At 46.1% G+C, this 18041-nt stretch carries 19 protein-coding genes and 3 tRNA genes; 5 read left to right on the top strand and 17 right to left on the bottom strand.

Features of this window, described 5'->3' with window-relative positions:
* Positions 1–11: 11 nt before the first annotated feature.
* Positions 12–1907: a PrkA family serine protein kinase gene (locus JDF658_RS09660; protein ID WP_079907420.1), complete on the bottom strand. Its 1896-nt coding sequence runs from the start codon at positions 1905–1907 to the stop codon at positions 12–14.
* Between the two features lie 107 nt (positions 1908–2014).
* Here JDF658_RS09660 and JDF658_RS09655 point away from each other — a divergent pair.
* The 3 genes from JDF658_RS09655 to JDF658_RS09645 all read left to right on the top strand — a co-directional run bounded on the left by JDF658_RS09655 (position 2015) and on the right by JDF658_RS09645 (position 2271).
* Positions 2015–2089, top strand: a tRNA-Gly gene (locus JDF658_RS09655).
* Positions 2090–2102: 13 nt separating this feature from the next.
* Positions 2103–2177, top strand: a tRNA-Cys gene (locus tag JDF658_RS09650).
* 6 nt (positions 2178–2183) lie between these two features.
* Positions 2184–2271, top strand: a tRNA-Leu gene (locus JDF658_RS09645).
* A 38-nt stretch (positions 2272–2309) separates the two neighbouring features.
* On the opposite strand, the gene JDF658_RS09640 is transcribed toward JDF658_RS09645, so the two are convergent.
* The 6 genes from JDF658_RS09640 to JDF658_RS09615 all read right to left on the bottom strand — a co-directional run bounded on the left by JDF658_RS09640 (position 2310) and on the right by JDF658_RS09615 (position 8295).
* On the bottom strand, positions 2310–3536 hold the full coding sequence (locus JDF658_RS09640; RefSeq protein ID WP_078666164.1) for an MFS transporter: 1227 nt from the start codon (positions 3534–3536) through the stop codon (positions 2310–2312).
* Positions 3537–3653: 117 nt separating this feature from the next.
* On the bottom strand, positions 3654–4001 hold the full coding sequence (locus tag JDF658_RS09635; protein ID WP_078666163.1) for an ASCH domain-containing protein: 348 nt from the start codon (positions 3999–4001) through the stop codon (positions 3654–3656).
* A gap of 24 nt (positions 4002–4025) precedes the next feature.
* Entirely contained in the window at positions 4026–4643 is a 618-nt protein-coding gene (locus tag JDF658_RS09630) for a hypothetical protein (RefSeq protein ID WP_079907418.1), read from the bottom strand.
* A gap of 29 nt (positions 4644–4672) precedes the next feature.
* Positions 4673–5896 carry an NAD(P)/FAD-dependent oxidoreductase gene (locus tag JDF658_RS09625; RefSeq protein WP_079907417.1) on the bottom strand — a complete coding sequence of 408 codons (1224 nt, stop codon included), beginning with the start codon at positions 5894–5896 and terminating at the stop codon, positions 4673–4675.
* Between the two features lie 12 nt (positions 5897–5908).
* On the bottom strand, positions 5909–7801 hold the full coding sequence (gene cooS / locus JDF658_RS09620) for an anaerobic carbon-monoxide dehydrogenase catalytic subunit (RefSeq protein ID WP_079907415.1): 1893 nt from the start codon (positions 7799–7801) through the stop codon (positions 5909–5911).
* A gap of 17 nt (positions 7802–7818) precedes the next feature.
* Entirely contained in the window at positions 7819–8295 is a 477-nt protein-coding gene (locus JDF658_RS09615; protein ID WP_079907413.1) for a 4Fe-4S dicluster domain-containing protein, read from the bottom strand.
* Positions 8296–8410: 115 nt separating this feature from the next.
* On the opposite strand from JDF658_RS09615, the gene JDF658_RS09610 reads away from it, so the two are divergent.
* Positions 8411–9046, top strand: a complete 636-nt coding sequence (locus tag JDF658_RS09610; RefSeq protein ID WP_159446605.1) for a L,D-transpeptidase family protein — start codon at positions 8411–8413, stop codon at positions 9044–9046.
* Here the strand turns inward: JDF658_RS09610 and JDF658_RS09605 are convergent.
* Complete coding sequence (locus JDF658_RS09605) at positions 9032–9952, bottom strand: lipopolysaccharide assembly protein LapB (RefSeq protein WP_078666157.1); 921 nt, start codon at positions 9950–9952, stop codon at positions 9032–9034. The genes JDF658_RS09610 and JDF658_RS09605 overlap by 15 nt on opposite strands.
* A gap of 87 nt (positions 9953–10039) precedes the next feature.
* Positions 10040–10639 (bottom strand): TatD family nuclease-associated radical SAM protein, encoded by a 600-nt coding sequence (locus tag JDF658_RS09600; RefSeq protein ID WP_242946650.1) that lies wholly within the window; start codon positions 10637–10639, stop codon positions 10040–10042.
* Positions 10640–10719: 80 nt separating this feature from the next.
* Between JDF658_RS09600 and JDF658_RS09595 the strand changes: the two genes are divergently transcribed.
* A complete protein-coding gene (locus JDF658_RS09595; RefSeq protein ID WP_159071888.1) occupies positions 10720–11085 on the top strand; it encodes a TIGR04086 family membrane protein in 366 nt (121 codons plus the stop codon).
* Here the strand turns inward: JDF658_RS09595 and JDF658_RS14430 are convergent.
* Genes JDF658_RS14430 through JDF658_RS09560 form a run of 8 tightly spaced genes read right to left on the bottom strand, consistent with a single transcriptional unit; the run spans position 11054 to position 17948 of the window.
* Positions 11054–11197 carry a hypothetical protein gene (locus JDF658_RS14430; protein WP_159071889.1) on the bottom strand — a complete coding sequence of 48 codons (144 nt, stop codon included), beginning with the start codon at positions 11195–11197 and terminating at the stop codon, positions 11054–11056. The two genes, JDF658_RS09595 and JDF658_RS14430, sit on opposite strands and share 32 nt — an antisense overlap.
* Positions 11198–11241: 44 nt before the next feature.
* Positions 11242–12087, bottom strand: coding sequence for an FAD/NAD(P)-binding protein (locus JDF658_RS09590; RefSeq protein ID WP_079907410.1), 846 nt, complete (start codon positions 12085–12087; stop codon positions 11242–11244).
* 3 nt (positions 12088–12090) lie between these two features.
* A complete protein-coding gene (locus JDF658_RS09585) occupies positions 12091–13113 on the bottom strand; it encodes a 4Fe-4S dicluster domain-containing protein (RefSeq protein WP_079907408.1) in 1023 nt (340 codons plus the stop codon).
* A gap of 16 nt (positions 13114–13129) precedes the next feature.
* Complete coding sequence (locus tag JDF658_RS09580; protein WP_079907406.1) at positions 13130–14086, bottom strand: 4Fe-4S dicluster domain-containing protein; 957 nt, start codon at positions 14084–14086, stop codon at positions 13130–13132.
* Complete coding sequence (locus JDF658_RS09575) at positions 14083–14517, bottom strand: hydrogenase iron-sulfur subunit (protein ID WP_159446604.1); 435 nt, start codon at positions 14515–14517, stop codon at positions 14083–14085. The genes JDF658_RS09580 and JDF658_RS09575 overlap by 4 nt, the downstream gene beginning before the upstream one ends.
* Positions 14508–16490 carry a CoB--CoM heterodisulfide reductase iron-sulfur subunit A family protein gene (locus tag JDF658_RS09570; protein WP_079907405.1) on the bottom strand — a complete coding sequence of 661 codons (1983 nt, stop codon included), beginning with the start codon at positions 16488–16490 and terminating at the stop codon, positions 14508–14510. The genes JDF658_RS09575 and JDF658_RS09570 overlap by 10 nt, the downstream gene beginning before the upstream one ends.
* Positions 16491–16515: 25 nt before the next feature.
* Positions 16516–17373 carry a CoB--CoM heterodisulfide reductase iron-sulfur subunit B family protein gene (locus JDF658_RS09565; RefSeq protein WP_079907403.1) on the bottom strand — a complete coding sequence of 286 codons (858 nt, stop codon included), beginning with the start codon at positions 17371–17373 and terminating at the stop codon, positions 16516–16518.
* Positions 17373–17948, bottom strand: coding sequence for a 4Fe-4S dicluster domain-containing protein (locus JDF658_RS09560; protein WP_079907401.1), 576 nt, complete (start codon positions 17946–17948; stop codon positions 17373–17375). Before JDF658_RS09560 ends, JDF658_RS09565 begins: the two co-directional genes overlap by 1 nt.
* Positions 17949–18041: the final 93 nt, after the last annotated feature.

The raw sequence follows: 18041 nt of genomic DNA, 5'->3' as shown, positions 1-18041 counted from the left end.
ACCCCCTCCCGTTACCGGTTAAGTAAGCTTCCTACATATTTTAGCAATTCATTGGCACAGACCGGGCAATACCCGTGTTCATCAATGAGGCGCTTGGATACCTGGTTAATACGCTTTAGCTGTTCCGCATCGGGAGTACGGGTAGAGGTTGTAATTTTAACTACATCTTTCAAGTCGGCAAAGAGTTTTTTCTCAATAGCCTCTTTAAGGCGTTCATGACTGTTGTAATCAAAAGTTTTTCCCCGCCGGGCATAATTGGAAAGGCGAATCAGGATTTCCTCCCGAAAACTTTTCTTGGCATTTTCCGAAACCCCGATCTGTTCTTCAATGGAACGCATCAATTTCTCATCTGGATCTAGTTCTTCTTCAGTAATGGGATCTTTTAATTTTACTCCATTGCAATAGGCCTCTACATTATCAAGATAGTTCTGGAACAGGGTTCTGGCACTCTCTTCATAGGAATAGACAAAAGCCTTTTGCACTTCTTTTTTAGCGATCTCATCAAATTCCCGCCGGGCAATGGCAATGAAATTGATCAACCGCTCTTTTTCCTCCTTGGTAATGGATGGATGCTGATCCAGTCCATCTTTAAGAGCCCGCAGTACATCAAGAGCATTGATACAGGTTGTATCCTTGGTCACCAGCGCACTGGAAATTCGGTTAATTACATAACGCGGATCAACCCCGCTCATCCCTTCATCAGGATTCTCATTCAGCAGTTCAGTTACATCTTTTTGCTTGAATCCCTCTACATCTTCTCCATCATAAAGCTTCATTTTCTTGACCAGGTCCATTCCCTGTTTCTTGGATTCTTTCAGGCGGCTGAGCACAGAGAAAATAGAAGCTGCCCGTAAAGCATGGGGAGCAATGTGAATATGTTTCATATCACTGTTGCGAATTAATTTTTCGTAGATCTTGACCTCTTCTGAAACTTTCAGATTATAAGGTACCCTGATGACAATTATCCGGGACTGCAGAGCCTCATTTTTCTTATTGCTGATAAAAGCTTTATACTCAGCTTCGTTTGTGTGAGCTACTACAACTTCATCTGCCGAAATTAAAGCAAAGCGGCCGGCCTTGAAATTTCCTTCCTGTGATAGGCTCAACAGGTTCCAGAGGAATTTTTCGTCACACTTTAACATTTCCTGGAATTCCATGATCCCTCTGTTGGCAATGTTCAGCTCACCATCAAAGCGATAAGCCCGGGGATCAGACTCAGAACCATATTCAGTAATCGTAGAAAAGTCAATGGAGCCTGTTAGGTCAGCAATATCCTGGGATTTGGGGTCAGAAGGTGTGAAAGTACCTATGCCAATCCGGTTTTCCTCGGAAAAAATTACCCTTTCTACCGGCATCAATTCGATCTGTCCGTTGAATTCCGTTTGTAAACGCAAACGGCAAACAGGACAGAGGTTACCTTCGATATAAACCCCATATTCCCGCTCAAAGTCCGGGCGCAGTTCTTCCGGAATCAGGTGTAATGGCTCTTCATGCATGGGGCAACCTTTTATCCCGTATAACGCCCCTCTATCAGTGCGCGAATATTTTTCCAGGCCTTTTTTGAGCATGGTTACAATCGTTGATTTTCCCCCTGAGACAGGCCCCATTAAAAGCAAAATGCGCTTACGCACATCCAAGCGTCGCGCTGCTGAGTGAAAATATTCCTCTACCAGCTTCTCCAGGGTTTTTTCCAAACCAAAAATTTCTTCGGCAAAAAACTTGTATTTTTTTACCCCATTTTCCTCTTCAATGCCAGCATCTTTAATCATGTTATAGATTCTGGCATGGGAAAGCTGAGCAATATAAGGTCTTGCTTTGACTAGCTGCAAATAGTCTTTGAAGGTGCCTTCCCAGGCCAAAGCTTCCTGCTGCTGTCGATATAATTCCAGTTTTTGTAAAAAATCCATTGAGGTCGCCTCCTTTCCTCCCAAAACCCCCTGGGTGTTACATATATATGTAGAATTCTAAATCTACTTGACTTCTTTTTACTGATAGTTTATACTATCTTTCGCAGGCGGAAGTGGCTCAGTGGTAGAGCATCGCCTTGCCAAGGCGAGGGTCGCGGGTTCGAATCCCGTCTTCCGCTCCATTTTCTTAAATATGGCGGCGTGGCGAAGTGGTAACGCAGCGGTCTGCAAAACCGATATGCGTCGGTTCGATTCCGACCGCCGCCTCCAAATCCTGCCGAAGTGGCGGAACTGGCAGACGCACCAGACTCAAAATCTGGCGTGGTTACCCCACGTGCGAGTTCGAGTCTCGCCTTCGGCACCAATAAGTCAAAAACCCCTGCAAATGCAGGGGTTTCTCTTTTATGCGGAGATATTTTGCTGACTTAAATCAGATTGTAAATTATTATATCTATTTAATGCGATCGCCAAAAACAAGACTAAAATCAGGAAGATCCCGCTTAATTTTAACGGCCAGTTATAGCCCAGTCCCTTCAATACTACCATGCCACCAAACGCAGCAATTGCCATGGCGCTATTGATAATTGGTTCGATCAAACCAAAAACTTTGCCCCTGAGCTCATTAGGTGTTATTTCCTGCATAAATGTTCGCATGCCCAGGCCGCCAAAGGAATTGGATATTCCGACCAGAGCAGCTGCAATCACTACAGTTGCCCAGTTGATCTGCCAGCCCAGCAGTATAAATGCTATCCCGCCCAGCAGGACACTAATTTGTACCAGTAATGGTCTAGGAACTCTCTGACCATATTTCCCCAGTAAAAAAGAGGTTAAAATCATCAGTCCGCCAGTGAGGGCAAGAGCGTAACTGTAGTAAACTTCAGCCAGTCCCAGTTCCTTGCGAATTATCAAGGGCTGGACAAAATTATAAAAACCACCGGCCAGGAAAAAGCCAAACACCACTGCAAACATGATTAAGTGCGGTGGTGATTTTTTTATTTCCCGCAGGCCCTGATAGGTTTGCTGAAAAGGCATAAGCAAAGAAAAATGAGCCGTTTTCTGCGAACGATAGTTAATGAAAGCCAGAAAAAGTGCTGATAAAAGAAAACTCAAAGCATCAAATAAAAAGGCCCATCGGTAGCCGATAGCAGCAACCATGACACCACCAATTAAAGTCCCCAGCAACCAGACACTGTTTGCCGTAACACCATTAATGCTATTAGCAGCCAGCAGATTTTTTTCCTCAACCAGTTCAGGGATAATAGCATAATAGGCCGGGGTAAACAGGCACGATAAAATATTTAAGGCAAAAACTATCAATGTTAAGGCCCAGAGGGGAGGGGAAAAAAGCAACAAAAGAGTAAGGAAAAACCGGGATAAATCCGCAATGACCATCAATTTTTTCCGGTTGTGTTGATCAGCCATTGCCCCACCAAGCGGCCCAAAAAACAGAATGGCCAGGGTCTTGCTAAGGGTAATCCAGGCAAGGGCTTGTACGGAATTGGAATACCTGTCAATTACAAAAAGAGTTAAAGCGACATAGCTGATCCAGTCCCCCAGCGCTGATATCAGCTGACTTAACCATAAAAACCGAAAATTACGATTTTCAGATAAAAAAGCAGTAAAATTCATAAAATCTGCATCTCCCCGGTTATTACATTACGATTTACAAAACCATTATTTATTATATAATAGAAGGAATAAAATGTCAAAGAAAAAAATTCCTCCTTTTCACGGAGGAATTATCTCTTACTCGAGAATTTCGGAAAAATAGATGACTGTAACAGTTTCATCCTTTTCTACTGGACGTTTGTAAATCTCAGAAAGATACTTGATTACATCATCCAGAGAACGAATATCCGGACTTTCTCCTTTTAAATCATCTTCATTTAACTCTGAAAGTTTTTTGACAATTACTCTGTCCAGGACAGCAGTAAAAACTTTTTTGCGGGGTTCAAAGCGATTACCGGCAGTAATCCAAACGATATCACCTTCACTATATTTCTCTCTCTTATCTCCCAGTCTGATGGTACAATTCTTCTTGCGACATAACAGATGACCATGGTAATTGGAAGAATAGAAATTCAACGCCCGCACCACTATCGCCTCCCTCTGCCAATCTTAACCCTTGCGGGGATAACTCAATTTTTGCAGTTGCTCCTGTACCTGCCCTAACTCCTGTACTAATTCCTGTCTCTGGTTACCATTCATTTTTTCCCATTCATCTGCCAGTTTTTCATATATATCAGTAAGTTTTTGCAATAATTCTTTTGTTTGCTCAATTGCTTTTTCCTGTTCTACCGTTAAGGCTTGATTGGTCAGAAGGCTCTGGCTCCAGGGATCAAATATATCCTGTTTAATGTGGGTTAGTACCGCTCTGGTTTGCAACAACTGGGTTAAAAGCCCGGGAGTAACCAGCTCTTTTTTTATCTCCACGCTAATATTACGGTTTTCATCCAAACGTTGATATTCCTGTTCCTCAGTATAAATAAAAGCTTCCAGTGCTCCCGTAGCTTTTCCGAGAATCCAGGCGGGCTGGTCAGAACTGCGTAACCGGTTGATATTGCCAGTTACAATGCTCAAGAGGCGATAATCCCTCTCCCAGGCAGCCCGCAATCCCTCTCTGGCATCAGCTGCTAACCAGTTCTGATCATTTCCGGAAATAGTACCACCTTTAGCGCAACCACTTAGAAGCAGGAACAACATCATTCCGGCCAAAATCCTTGAGCGAATTTGCATAATCTCAGCTCCAAATTGTTTTTTGTTTTTTATTCGACAAAAACAGCTTTTTTCCTGCTGAACCAGTCCAGTGCTTGCGCTTTTTTCCAACTCCCTAGACCCCAGGAAAGAGGTCCGGCAATCCGGGCCGATGCTCCAAGCAAAATAAATCCGGCCAGGGTTCCTTCAAGGAAAACAAGCTTCTGGTATTCTTTCCCCCTATCTTTTATAACCTCCACCTCAGCCTCAGCTGGAGTCAAAGGTGAAAGTCCGCCGGTAATCAGCCGCAAACTGCCAAAATGAGCAGAATTGCCCGGTTGATAATCATCCCAGGCTGTTTTATACCCGGCCATATTTCTGGCAGCAATTAAACCCTGTCGGGCTGCTACCGGCCAAAGGGCCAGGTTACGCAGTTTCCCGGTAACTTTTTCTTTGGCCAGGGTCACATCCCCGGCAGCATAGATATTTTCGTACTCTGTTTCCTGAAATTGGTTAACCGGTATGCCTTTTTCCCGGCCAAGGAAATCGCTATTGGGGTTAACTCCCTTACCGATAACCGCAAGTCCTGCTGGCAATGTTCTGCCCCTGGCCGTCTGCAGAGCGGTTAGGCCCTGTTCTGGACTGCCAGTGAAGGCGACCGGGTTGTCCCCGAAAATTAGCTCTATCCCGTGTTCAATCAAATGAGCTGCCAGGATTTCACCTGCTCTTGTATCCAGGCCCTGGGAAAAAGGATAACTGGAGGAAATAATCATGCTTACCTGTTTGTCCAGTTCCCGCAAAGCCCAGGCAGTTTTAAGGCCCACCAATCCCCCGCCAATGATAGCGCATTTCTGGGTTTGCTGTAATCTAGCTTTGATGATTTGTAGATGTTCCAATGTACGTAATGGGGTAACACCTTTGAGTTCGACGCCAGGCAAGTCAATAGCCACAGGGTCAGCCCCACTGGCAATCAATAGCTTTTGATACTGGATTTCCTTTCCTTGTTTATCAACTATCAGTCGCCGGTTAACATCAATAGCCTGTACTTTATAATCGGTAATTTGTTCAATCCCCTGTTCCTTTATGGCCGCAGCCGTTTTAATATAGATTTGTTCAGACTGGATTTTCTGAGCCAGAAAGTAGGTTAATAGCGGTTTACTATAAAATCCGCCCTCTGTCTCAGCAGTCAAGATAGTGATTTTCCGCCAGGGAACAAGCCTCCTCAATTCCTGGGCAGCAGTAATCCCGGCAATGCTGTTGCCGATAATAACGATCTCTCGCTGTAAACAGGCCATTGTCACTGCCTCCTATAAGCCCAGTCCCTTGCGTTTGGCCTGAATATGTTCATAAATAACCGTTGCAGCTTTTACAGGGTCGGATTCTACGAAAAACTTGCCTCCGAGAACCTCTTCTGCGCCACTGGTTAGGAAAGCAGTGACTTCCTGCCCCCCTAATATCGGAGGCATTACTCCTAAGTGAACCAGACATCCCATGGCTACAGCCCAGGTACCGATAGCCAGGGCCTTTTCATGCTGATGTTCCGGCGCCGAAGCGGCAACAGGCAATTGCTGAACAGTCACGCCCAGGTATTCTGCCAGAGCTGTCAGCACATCACCAATCCGGGAATTATCTACACAGGAGCCCATGTGCCAGACTGGCGGCAAGGGTTTATCCAGACCGGCTACCTGACCCAGGAGAGACAGGATCTTCTTCAAGCCCGGCCCAGCCCACTTTTCCGTAGCTTCACTATTGAGCAAACCAGCTTTGGCCAGGGCATTAGCTGAACAGCCCGTTGTCACAACCAGTACATCTTTGCTGATTAATTCTTTGACTAAATTTACGTGCAGGTAATCATGGGTAATCTTGACATTATTGCAACCAACAGTTGCCACTACCCCCTGGATATCGCCATTGCTAATCTCCTGAACCAGGAGCTTTAAGGGTTCTTGAGCATCTATTTTGCTGAGGATTGAAATAATAGTTTCTACACTGAAACCAGCCATGAGGGTAGTCTTTTCTCGGGTGGCATTGATTTTGGCAGGATCTCGCTTGCTATAAGCTGCAATAGCCAATTCTACTGCTTTTCTGGCCATTTCATCAGCTTGCTGATAGGACCATTCCAGGTGGGTTGCGCCATCCATTTTGACGATGGGGTTGGTAGTAATGAGGACTGTATGGTAGCATCTGGCCAGGGAAGCCAGAGATGGCATAATACATTGCACATCCACAATCATGGCATCAGTGAGTCCGGTGGCTATTGCCAGTTCCTGGGCCAGAAAATTAGTTGCCAGGGGAATGCCATGTCGCATCAAAATTTCATTGGCTGTACAGCAAATACCGCTGACTTGAATACTTTTGGCCCCTGCTTTCTGTGCTTCCGGTGTCAGCTTTCTGGCCCATTCTACTATTTTCTCGGAAAGTAAAGGTATATGTCCATGCATAACAATATTTACGTTTTCTTCAGTCAGGACACCAAGGTTAGCTTCACTGAAGACAGGCTGAGGTGTACCAAATAGTATATCCTGCAAATCAGTACCCAGTTTTAAACCTGCATAACCATCCACCAGACCCAGCTTGACAGTAGCCAGCAAAAGATTTGGCCAGGAAGCGTCCATGCCCATGGTGGTCTGATGTAAGGCTTCGCGAATTTCCCGGTCAGCATTTCTGGGTATTACCCCCAGTTCCCGCCATTTAGCTACCCTTTCTTTGGGAGCATGGGCAACCAGCCAGTTCAATTCTCCACTGCCAAAACGTTGAAAATCTTCTCTGGCTTTGGCTACTAATTCTTTGCCAATATCTTTTATATCTTTGCCTTCAACAGCAATCCCCAGTTTGTGAGCCAGCCCTTTTAGCTTTTCAGCATCAGTGATCTTGTATGGTCCTTCTTCAGATAAGGCCTTTTCTAAAACTTCCAGGGTTTCATAGGCATGATCCACATGAGCTGCTGCCCCGGCAGTAACCTGTCTGAGCAAGTTCCTGGCAACCATAATATTGCCATCTGCTCCACAGATTCCTTTGTCTGGTTTCCCAAAAGGATTAATCCGGCAAGGGCCCTGGCCGCAGTGACGGCAGCACAAGCCTAGACTGCCGAAGCCACACTGGGGTTCCTGTTCCTGGTACCTCTGCCAGACATGTTCTACAGGACCCTGCCAGTTTTGTAATACTTGCTCCGCCCCGGTATCTATTGTAAATTTCTCCATATCTGTAGCCTCCCTCTCTAGATTAAATTTTTGGCATAATTTTTTCTTATTGCAGCAGCAAACTCTTCCCCTTCCTCATAAACAAGAGCCTGAGTAGGACATGCCTGAACACAGGATGGCTTGCCTGTATCATGACAGAGGTCGCACTTAACTGCCTTCCCCTCAGCCTCTGTCAACATGACTCCGTAGGGACAGCTCATAATGCACATCCAGCAACTGACACAGCGTTCCCGTTTTAGTTGTACACTCCCATCCCCAGCGCGGTAGATAGCACCGGTCATACAGGCCAGTAAACAGGGCGCATCATCACAATGACGGCACTGTAAAGGCATGGCACCCTGGCTGGTTTTTTCCACCTGTACCCTGTTAACCGGTTTTTCCCCATTCAATATAGTAAGAAATAAATTTTTCTGCTGGCTATGGGCAACAGCACAGGCCAGTTCGCAGCTATGGCAGGACAGGCATTTCTCAGCTCTAACCATAACTTTTTTCATTTCTCCTTCACCTCCTTTTCTCTTTCTCTCGCCTAATTGGTAATTACTATATTTTATGTAAAATCCCTGCCGAATAAAAAAATTTTTTGGCGTTAAAATATTAGGGGTGATGGGAATGCGCAAAGCAATATTATATGTGTTAATTTTTCTTTTCTTTCCTTTTTCCCCAGTAATTGCCTCCAACCAAAATACCTGGTTATTAATCGATCTTAATAATCGTACTATTACAGCTCTGCAAGGTAACCAGCCCCTTGTTCAATTTCCGGTAGCCATAGGCAAAAAAAATTCGCCTACCCCGATCGGCAACTGGAAAGTAATACATAAATCTGCCAACTGGGGTAACGGTTTTGGCAGCAGGTTCCTGGGATTAGATGTTCCCTGGGGTAAATATGGCATTCATGGCACCAACAAGCCCTGGTCCATTGGTCAGCGGGCTTCAGCCGGTTGTATTAGAATGAAAAACCAGGATATTGAGCGTTTATATCCACTGGTAAAAACAGGTACACCAGTGGTCATTATCGGCAATCCTTTTGCTTCCTGGAGCTGGCGACCTCTTTTTCGGGACTTAAAAGGTGCTGATGTAGTCCTAGTTCAGGAACGCCTTTCTGCTCTGGGATTTTATCAAGGAAATGCTGACGGTATTTTTGGTTACAGTACCGAGCTTGCAGTGAAAAACTGGCAAAAAACAAGAAAAGTTGAAATTACCGGTCAAATCCATGCCACAGATTATCAGGCCTTAGGTTTTAGATAAGAGATTTAAATATCTTTTGCTGGCCTGATGGAAAGGCATCAATTCCAGAGCTTTTGCAAATGCTGTTTTTGCTTCCGCATTTTTTTTACCCTTATACAAAACCCGACCTAGATAATACCAGTTTATACCATTATCTTTTTCCAGCTCTACTGCTTTTCGTAACGGCTCTTCCGCTTCCTGCCAGCGTCCTGTACGCCATAAGGCCAAACCCCAGTTGCGCCAGTATATGCCCAGATTAGGGGCAAGCTCTACTGCCTGGCGATGGGCAGTTTCCGCTTGCTGTCCATACCCTAATTGCCATAACCATTTTGCCAGTTTGTCATATAAATGAGGTAAACGCGGATTAAGCCTGATTGCCTCTTTAACTTTGGCGACAGCTTCCCTGATTTCCCCTATACCAGCATAAGCTAATGCCAGCTGATACCAGCCAAATTCGATCTCCGGTTTTAAAGCAGTAACCCGAGTCAAAGGAGCAATAGCTTCCTCATATCTACCCAGGAGATTTAAACATTTTCCCAGCCAGAGCAAAGCCTTTATATGTGCTCCTTCTATAGCCAGCACCTTCTGAAAATAATTTACCGCTTCCGTCCAATTACCGGAATCGGCTTCCACTACTCCCAGGCGAAACAATGCCTGCAAATAATAAGGGTTTATTTTGATCGCCTTTTGCCAGTAGTTTTTAGCGAGATCCAGTTGCTGTTGTTGCCAGGCAATATAACCCAGACCATAATAGGCAAAATAAAGGTTGTCATCCAGTTTTAACGCAGTTTCATAAGCATGCTTGGCTTCTTCATAAATTTTCAGCCTGGTGCTAACATAACCCAGGCGCAAGAGGGTCCAGACATCCTTGGGGTTTTTGCTCAAAACAACCAGGTAGTTCTCCCTTTCCTCTTCCAGGGTCAACATATTGTCCCTCCTTTCCCTACCAAAAAATCTATGCTTGTTCACAGGTAAATATGCAAAATCGCCCTGCCAGCCGACAGGGCGATTTTTTCAAGCAAACTCGGGATAATAATGTCTGATTCGCAATTCCACACCCAGGGTTTCCGCAATTTTATGACAGGCCCCGATATCTACTGTTCCATCATCCACTACCGTCAAGATTACTCTGGGAAGATGTTTGCGGCATTCTGCTGCAAACTCCAGTAAAGCGGAATATGCCTCTTTACCATACACAGAATGGCATTTAGCCTGATACTTTTCCGCATTTTCCGCATTGAGGCTGATAGAAACCACATCTACCAACCCTACCAAATCCGGTACAATATTGCGCCGGTGAATAAGATTAGCCTGTCCATTGGTGTTAATGCGGATGGACTTCACCTGCTGTTGCCTTAGATAAGCTGCTACTTCCTTTACTACCTCCAGACGCACTAAAGGCTCACCATAGCCGCAAAATACCACCTCATCGAATTGCTTTAAATCAGCCGGCAAGTCAGCAATGATTTCCCTGGCCAAAGGTTCTCTTTCCAGCCATAAGCTTTTCTCCCCAGGTCCCTGAGTAGTATTGCGAATGCAAAAATCACAGCGATTGGTACAGGCATTGGTAATATTTAAATAAAGGCTGTTACCCAGCTGATAATTGGTAATCACCGGCATACCTCCTTCATTATTGCCAAGCAGTTATATATTCCTGTTCCATGCATAAATTTTTTAGCAGGGAGGTGAAAAGGATGGATGAAACTTTAAACTGGCGTGCAATCACTGTTGCCTCAATAATCTCTATTCTTTCCTTGTTGATATTTACAGTCGTGCTGGCTCTTGCCCTTAAGTTTACATCCCTTCCAGAAACGTATATTGACTATTTCGTAGTTCTTTTTCTAGCCGGTTCTGCCTTTTCTGGTAGCTGGTATCTCGGTAATAGGGTGGAACACCGTATATTATATCATACCTTGTTGCTAAGTGTATTTTTCATCCTGTTTTTACTGGCCATCGGTATAGTTTTTTACGGGTCCGCAATGACCATCTCTGCCTGGGTAGGCAACATAGCTGCCATTTTAGTCGGTTCTATTGCAGGCGCATTAACAGGTGCACGCTGATCAGCACTAATCCTGAAATCAAGTAAACCAGACCGAAAAGCACCCGGCTTTTTTTCTTTTGTTTTCTTTTCCCCATGCTAGCTCTGTTTTGCCTGACAAATGCTAATGCCATAATAAGCACCCCCTCACTCCATTGTATGGAGGAGGGGGTATTTTTTAAAACTCATTGGGCATTTGTTTGAGCTGAGCCAGGGTAAATACAGGTCCGTCAACACAAACAAATTTATGACCGATGTTACAACGCCCGCATTTTCCGATTCCGCATTTCATTTTTAATTCCAGGGTTGTTACTACCTGTTCCTCTGTATAGCCCATTTTTTCCAGGGCCTGTAACACGAATTTGATCATGATCGGAGGTCCGCAAGTAATTGCGATTTTGTTCTGGGAACTGGGATTAAGTTCTTCCAGATAAGCCGGCACAAAAGCCACCTTGCCGTCCCAGCCTTCTTCCGGCCGGTCGATAGTTACATAGACCTGACAATCCTTGGCTTTAGGCCAGCGATCGAAGAGATCATACTTAAAACAGAGGTCGGCTTTTGACCGTGCCCCATAAATAATTTCCACTTTACCATAGTCTTTTCTGTTTTCATCTGCCAGTACGAAATCAATCAGGGATCGCAAAGGCGCCAGCCCGATACCACCACCGATAAAAAGCAGGTCCTTCCCTTTCATCATTTCATAGGGGAAATGGTTTCCATAGGGACCCCTTACCCCGATTTTTGATCCTTCTTCTAACTGGTGAATAACAGAAGTTAAGCGACCCACCTTTTTGATAGAAAATTCCAGAAATCCCTTTCTGGTAGGGGAGCTGGTAATGGAAATCGTGGCTTCCCCGGTTCCGATCACTGACAGCTGGGCTACCTGACCTGGCAAGTTACCAAAATTATCTAAAACCTGGGGATCATCAAAAACCACCTGAAAGGTTTTAACATCCGGTGTTTCATCAATAATTTTAGTTATGGTGGCTATATGGGGTTGCAAAGGATTTGCGCTCTTGCACATTCTTTATTTCACACCCTTTACATCGGAGATAATACGAGTAATGTCCATGTTAACCGGACACTTACTCAGGCATCGGCCACAGCCCACGCAACCCGGCAGATTATAACGATCATTATGGTATTTCAATTTATGCAGGAAACGGTTTCTGACCCGTTCCTTTTTCGTGGGTCGAGGGTTGTGCCCCCCAGCCATGCAGGTAAAATCAGCAAACATACAGGAATCCCAGCAGCGGAACCTTTCCCCTTCATAACCATGGGAAACATGGTCAACGATATCAAAACAATGACAGGTAGGGCAAACATAAGTACAGGCACCGCAGCCCAGACACTTAGGGGCAATCTCTTCCCAGTAGGGATGCTCAAACATCTCATCCAGCTTTTCCTTGACACCGGCAACATCTACAGGCCGTTGCTTGACCAGAAGCTTTTCAGCTTTTTCGGCCTTTTTAGACTGGGCATCTGTACCGGCAGCTGTAAAAAGGGAAGACTGACTTTCCACCAGTTCGCGCCCCCGTTCAGTTAGAACTTCGACCAGGTAACCATCACCCAGCCAGGTCAGATGCAAATCTGCCCCTTCCCCGTTAACAGGGGAGTTGCCATAGGCAGCGCAAAAGCAATTGTGATTAACCTCTTCACAGCTGACACCGATAATAACTGTATTATCCCTTTTATCACGATAATAGACATCATTGAATTTTTCGCCGATGAAAACCGGATCCAGCAATTTCAAGCTCATAATATCACAGGGACGCATGCCGGCAATCACTCTGGGCCCAATACCCGGTGCCTGCTCAATTTCCCAATCACCAGCGGCATTAAATTTAAACATGGTCTCGGTCTGGGGAAAGAAGAAATCCTTGGGAGGAACTACGGAATTGCTGCCCCGCAAAGTGATCTTCTGTCCATTTTGCCAGGGCTTAAATAATACTATCCCCTCTTCCTCCACAGGTGCAATTACCTGATACTTTTGCCCCAGCCCAGCCAGAAATTGGTCCAGTTTAGCTTCCGATAGAAACCTGTTTTCCATCAACAACCACCTCATATTAGTGGAATTCATCCGGATCAGCGGCCCGATAGGCCCCTAAAACCGGTGCAGTATCATCAATCCCGGGCGTGGGCACACTAAACAATTCTTTAATATCTTTTAAGACTTTACGGTTAAGTAAGCGCAATGGGATATCCATAGGACATACCCGGTCGCATTCACCGCAGTCCACACAACGACCTGCCACATGCATTGCCCTGGTCAGCTGGAACATGTGATTTTCCGATGCATTTACCCCTTTCCCCAGCCAGTTGGGTTCAGCCTGATCAAAACAACACTGACGACAGTTGCAAGCCGGACAAACATTACGGCAGGCATAGCAACGGATGCATTTTTCAAATTGCTTATCCCAGAAAGCAGCCTTTTCCGCCGGACTCATGGCCTCATATCGGGCAATTTCCTCATAGGCAGGAGTTTTACCTGCTGGAGGCTCGGGCCCGATAAATTTATGGCTAAGTACTGGCCTGGGAGTTTCACATTCCTTACACTTATCCATTAAGTAGTCAGCTTTTTTAAGGCTGAACTGGCCGCGATCGGTCACAAGTACTACTTCTTCCCCTTTTAGTTCAACCCGCTCCAATTTAGCCAGGGGATCGATCTGAGCCAGAACTTTTCTGCTATCCAGCTGTCCAGGACAGCTTACTCCGATTACCATCAAACGCTCAGCCGGAAACTGTTTATCCTGCAACAAGCGCACTATGGCTCTGGAGTCACAACCTTTGGCAATAATCCCGATTTTCCCTTCCCCAACCTGATAATCCAGCAAATATTTAGCCAGATTATTGATGGCGAAGGGAGAAAAGGTAAGACGCTGAACCTGATCCGCCGACTTCACAAACAGCGGAGTGGTCCGGGTAGGATCAGAGCCATTCTCATAACCGATAACCAGTTTGACCTCGCCATCCGCAAGCAGACGAGCCACTTCTGCCCGCAGCTCTTCTACCAGTTTGATCATCTGTCATCCCTCATCTTCCTGTTGGGACCAAGAGCCCTGATCTGTTCAGACATTTCTTTGATGGTCTCAGCCCACTTCTGCCCCTCTGAGCCGGAAATCCAGCGGGCTTTAAACCGCCCCGGCTCCAGTCCCACGTATTCTAACAATCTTTTCATAATCAAATAGCGCCGACGGGTAAAGTAATTGCCACTAGCATAGTGGCAGTCACCGGGATGTCAACCGGCTACCAGCACACCGTCAGCCCCGCGCTGAAAGGCTCGAATGACAAACTGGGGATTAACCCGACCAGAACATGGTACCCGAACTACTCTAATCGTAGCAGGATACTGAAAACGGCTGACACCGGCTGAATCGGCACCGGCATAGCTACACCAGTTACAGGCAAAACCTACAATTTTGGGTTCCCAGTCCTGCTTATTTTCTAACGACATGCTGCATCCACCTCCGCCAAGAGCTGTTCATTGGAGAATCCTTTCAGGTTCAGTGCACCAGAACGACAAGCAACAGTACAAGCCCCACAGCCCTGGCATAGTCCGGAATTAACGGCAGCGATAACTCTTTCAACCATGCCATGGTGGCCTCTTTCAGTGATGGTACGCGCTTCAATGGCTTTATACGGACAAACCGGCTGGCACAACATACAACCCGAACAAAGGGCCGGATTGACTTCTGATACCCGCGGGTTGGTTGCCATCTGGTCTTTGGCCAGCAGAGTGATAACCTTGGCCGCAGCTGCACTGGCCTGAGAAACAGTGTCAGGAACATCTTTGGGCCCCTGGCAGCAACCAGCCAGAAATACCCCGGCAGTATTGGTTTCTACTGGGCGCAGCTTGGGATGGGCTTCAGTAAAGAATCCATCTTTATCAGTGGAAAAGCCCACAATTTGTGCAATTTTATCAGAACCAGCCGAGGGAACCATCGCTGTGGCCAAAACCACCATATCTGCTTCTACTTCTACCTGTTTGCCCAGCAGGGTATCCTCCCCTCTAACTACCAGCTTGTCACCTTTTGGATAAATTTTCGATACCCGACCTCTCAGATACTGGGCTCCTGCTTGCACTGCTCGCTGATAAAACTCTTCATATGCCTTCCCCGGAGTCCTTACATCCATATAAAATACATAGGCTTCTGAATTAGGTATTTTTTCCAATACCTGCATGGCGTGTTTGGCTGTATACATACAGCAGGCTCTGGAACAATAGGACTTACCTTTGGTATCATCCCGGGAACCAACACACTTGATAAAAACCACTTTTTCCGGCACTTTGCCATCAGAGGGGCGCTTGATTTTTCCACCAGTAGGACCGGATGCATTGGCCAGGCGTTCAAAATGCAAACCGGTAATTACATCCGGATACTGGCCATAACCGTATTCCCCATAAGTCTGAGTCCAATCAAAGAGGTCAAAACCAGTAGCCATGACAATGGCACCAAATTTTTCGGTAAGGATCTGGTCCTGGTCATCATACTTGATAGCCCCGGTAGGACATACCTTGGCACAGACGCCACACTTGTTTTCCTTCAGCTTGCGACAGCTGTTAGGATCTATCACCGGCTTATTGGGGACCGCCTGCGGGAAAGGTTTATAAATTGCCGGTCTTTTACCCAGTCCCAGGTTATATTCACTGCTAACTTTGGTAGGACATTTGGTTTCACAGAGGCCACAACCAGTACACTTTGTCATGTCAACATAACGGGCCTTCTGCCTGATTTTTACTTCAAAGTTGCCAATATAGCCGTTTACTTCTTCTACTTCAGCATAAGTCAATAATTTAATGTTAGGATGTTGCGCCGCAACAACCATCTTGGGTGTGCTTATTCAGGCAGAGCAGTCTAAGGTCGGAAAGGTCTTATCCAGCATGGCCATCTTCCCGCCAATGGTAGCTTCCCGTTCTACCAGATAAACTTCATAGCCAGCATCAGCAATATCAATTGCTGCCTGGATACCGGCAATTCCACCCCCGATAACCAGGGCCCGTTTAGTAATACCTATGTAATCTTCCTTCAGGGGCTGCAGACGAACGGTCTTAGCCACTGCTTTCCTTACCAGATCAATGGCCTTAACAGTAGCTTTTTCCGGTTCCTGTGCATGTACCCAGGAACAATGTTCCCTCACATTGGCCATTTCCAGCAAATAAGGGTTTAACCCCGCTTTTTCCAGTGCCTTCTGGAAGGTTTGCTCATGCATCCGCGGGGAACAGGACGCCACTACCACTCTGTCCAGTTTATGTTCCTTAATAGCCCTGATAATCGCCTCTTGCCCCGGCTCAGAACAGCAATACTTGTTTTCTTCCACATGAGCAACAGTAGGCATTTTTTTGACTTCTTCAGCTACTCGACTGACATCAACCACAGCGGCGATGTTAGTTCCGCAATGGCATAAAAACACTCCAGTGCGTTTCATAGGCATCGCTCCTGATCATTAATTTTTAGAAAGAAACTAACAATGGCTGAGGATCAATAAAATGTTTGCGTAAAGGTATCTGGCTTTTGCTGACACCCAGTGCAAGTGCCATCAGTTCAGTTAGATAGAACACCGGTAAATTAAAACTGGTATTGTAATGTTTATTGATCTGGCTCTGTCTCATGTCCAGGTTGGGCTGGCAGAGAGGGCATGGTGTCACCAGACAGTTCGCCCCTGCTGCCTCAGCCGCCGCCAGAATGTCCTTACCCAGACGTAAAACCACTTCGGTATTGGTAAGTACCAGGGAACCGCCACAGCATTCAGTTTTGAAAGGCCAGTCCACAGTTTCTGCTCCCAGGGTGCGCAGAATATTGTCCATTAACATTGGGTTTTCCGGATCATCAACATGGGCGATCTTGGGCGGCTTGACCAAATAACAGCCATAATAACAGGCCACCTTTAAACCAACCAGAGGTTTAACAGCCGCTTTGCGAATCTGTTCCAGACCTATCTGGTTAAAAACATCAAGAATGGATAATACCTTGACCTTGCCCTGCCAGGGGCGCTGGATGAGCTTTTCTACCCTGGCCCTGGTTTCCGGTTGCTCCCGCATTTCATAATCAGCTGTCACTAACCGCTGGTAACAGGCTGCACAAGGTGCCACTACATCCTTGCCCTGTTCTTCTGCCAGAGCTAGATTGCGGGCCGGTACGGCTATACCGGCTAAATGATTGACACTATGGGCTGAGCTGGCCCCACAACAGTTCCAGTCGGGAATTTCGGTTAAGGATACACCCAGTTTCTGGCAAACAGCTCTGGTAGTCTGTTCATATTCAGCAGCTACTGAATGCAGGGAACAGCCTGGATAATATGCAAATTCCATTAGCTATGTCCCTCCGTTCTTTTAGCCTCGGCTATAATCCGGGCCACTTCTTTCGCACCTTTGATGCTGTGGGGCAACAAATTCAGCTTGCCTTTGCTGATCATCGGCCAGCCCAGATCAGCATCCTTAAATAAATTCCTGGTTTTAAGGTTCAGACCAATAACCAGGCCCAGCTCATATACTCGACCAAAGCGGCTGATGGAATCCAGGAACAAATTGTGGAATATAGCTTCTGCCTTGCTCCCTGCCAGCACTCCTTCTCGCTGAGCAATGATGCGCAGAGTATCCATGATTTTTGCCAAATCCACATCACGCGGGCAACGGGTAGTACAGGTGGAACAAGTAGCACACATCCAGATGGTCCGGGAAGACAATACCTCATCCTTCATACCTAATAGCACCATCCGAATGATACGGTTTGGACGTATGTCCATATCGGCCGCTACCGGACAGCCAGCCGAACATTTTCCACATTGATAACATTGACGCAGGTTTTCGCCACTTTCCTCCATAACCTGCCGGGCAAAATCTCGGTTGGCCGCTATTAAATCGGTGATATTTACCACATCCTCCATCGTCCACTCTCCTTTCATCAGATATGTGCGAAATTTCTGGTAATAACCAGGTCACCTCCCTACCACGGCAAGTGAAGAGTGGTGCTAATAGGC

Origin of the sequence: Carboxydocella sp. JDF658 (assembly GCF_002049395.1) — a bacterium.
Taxonomy (GTDB): domain Bacteria; phylum Bacillota.
Note: the sequence above shows the minus strand (reverse complement) of the source record. Positions and strands in the feature narration are given on the sequence as shown.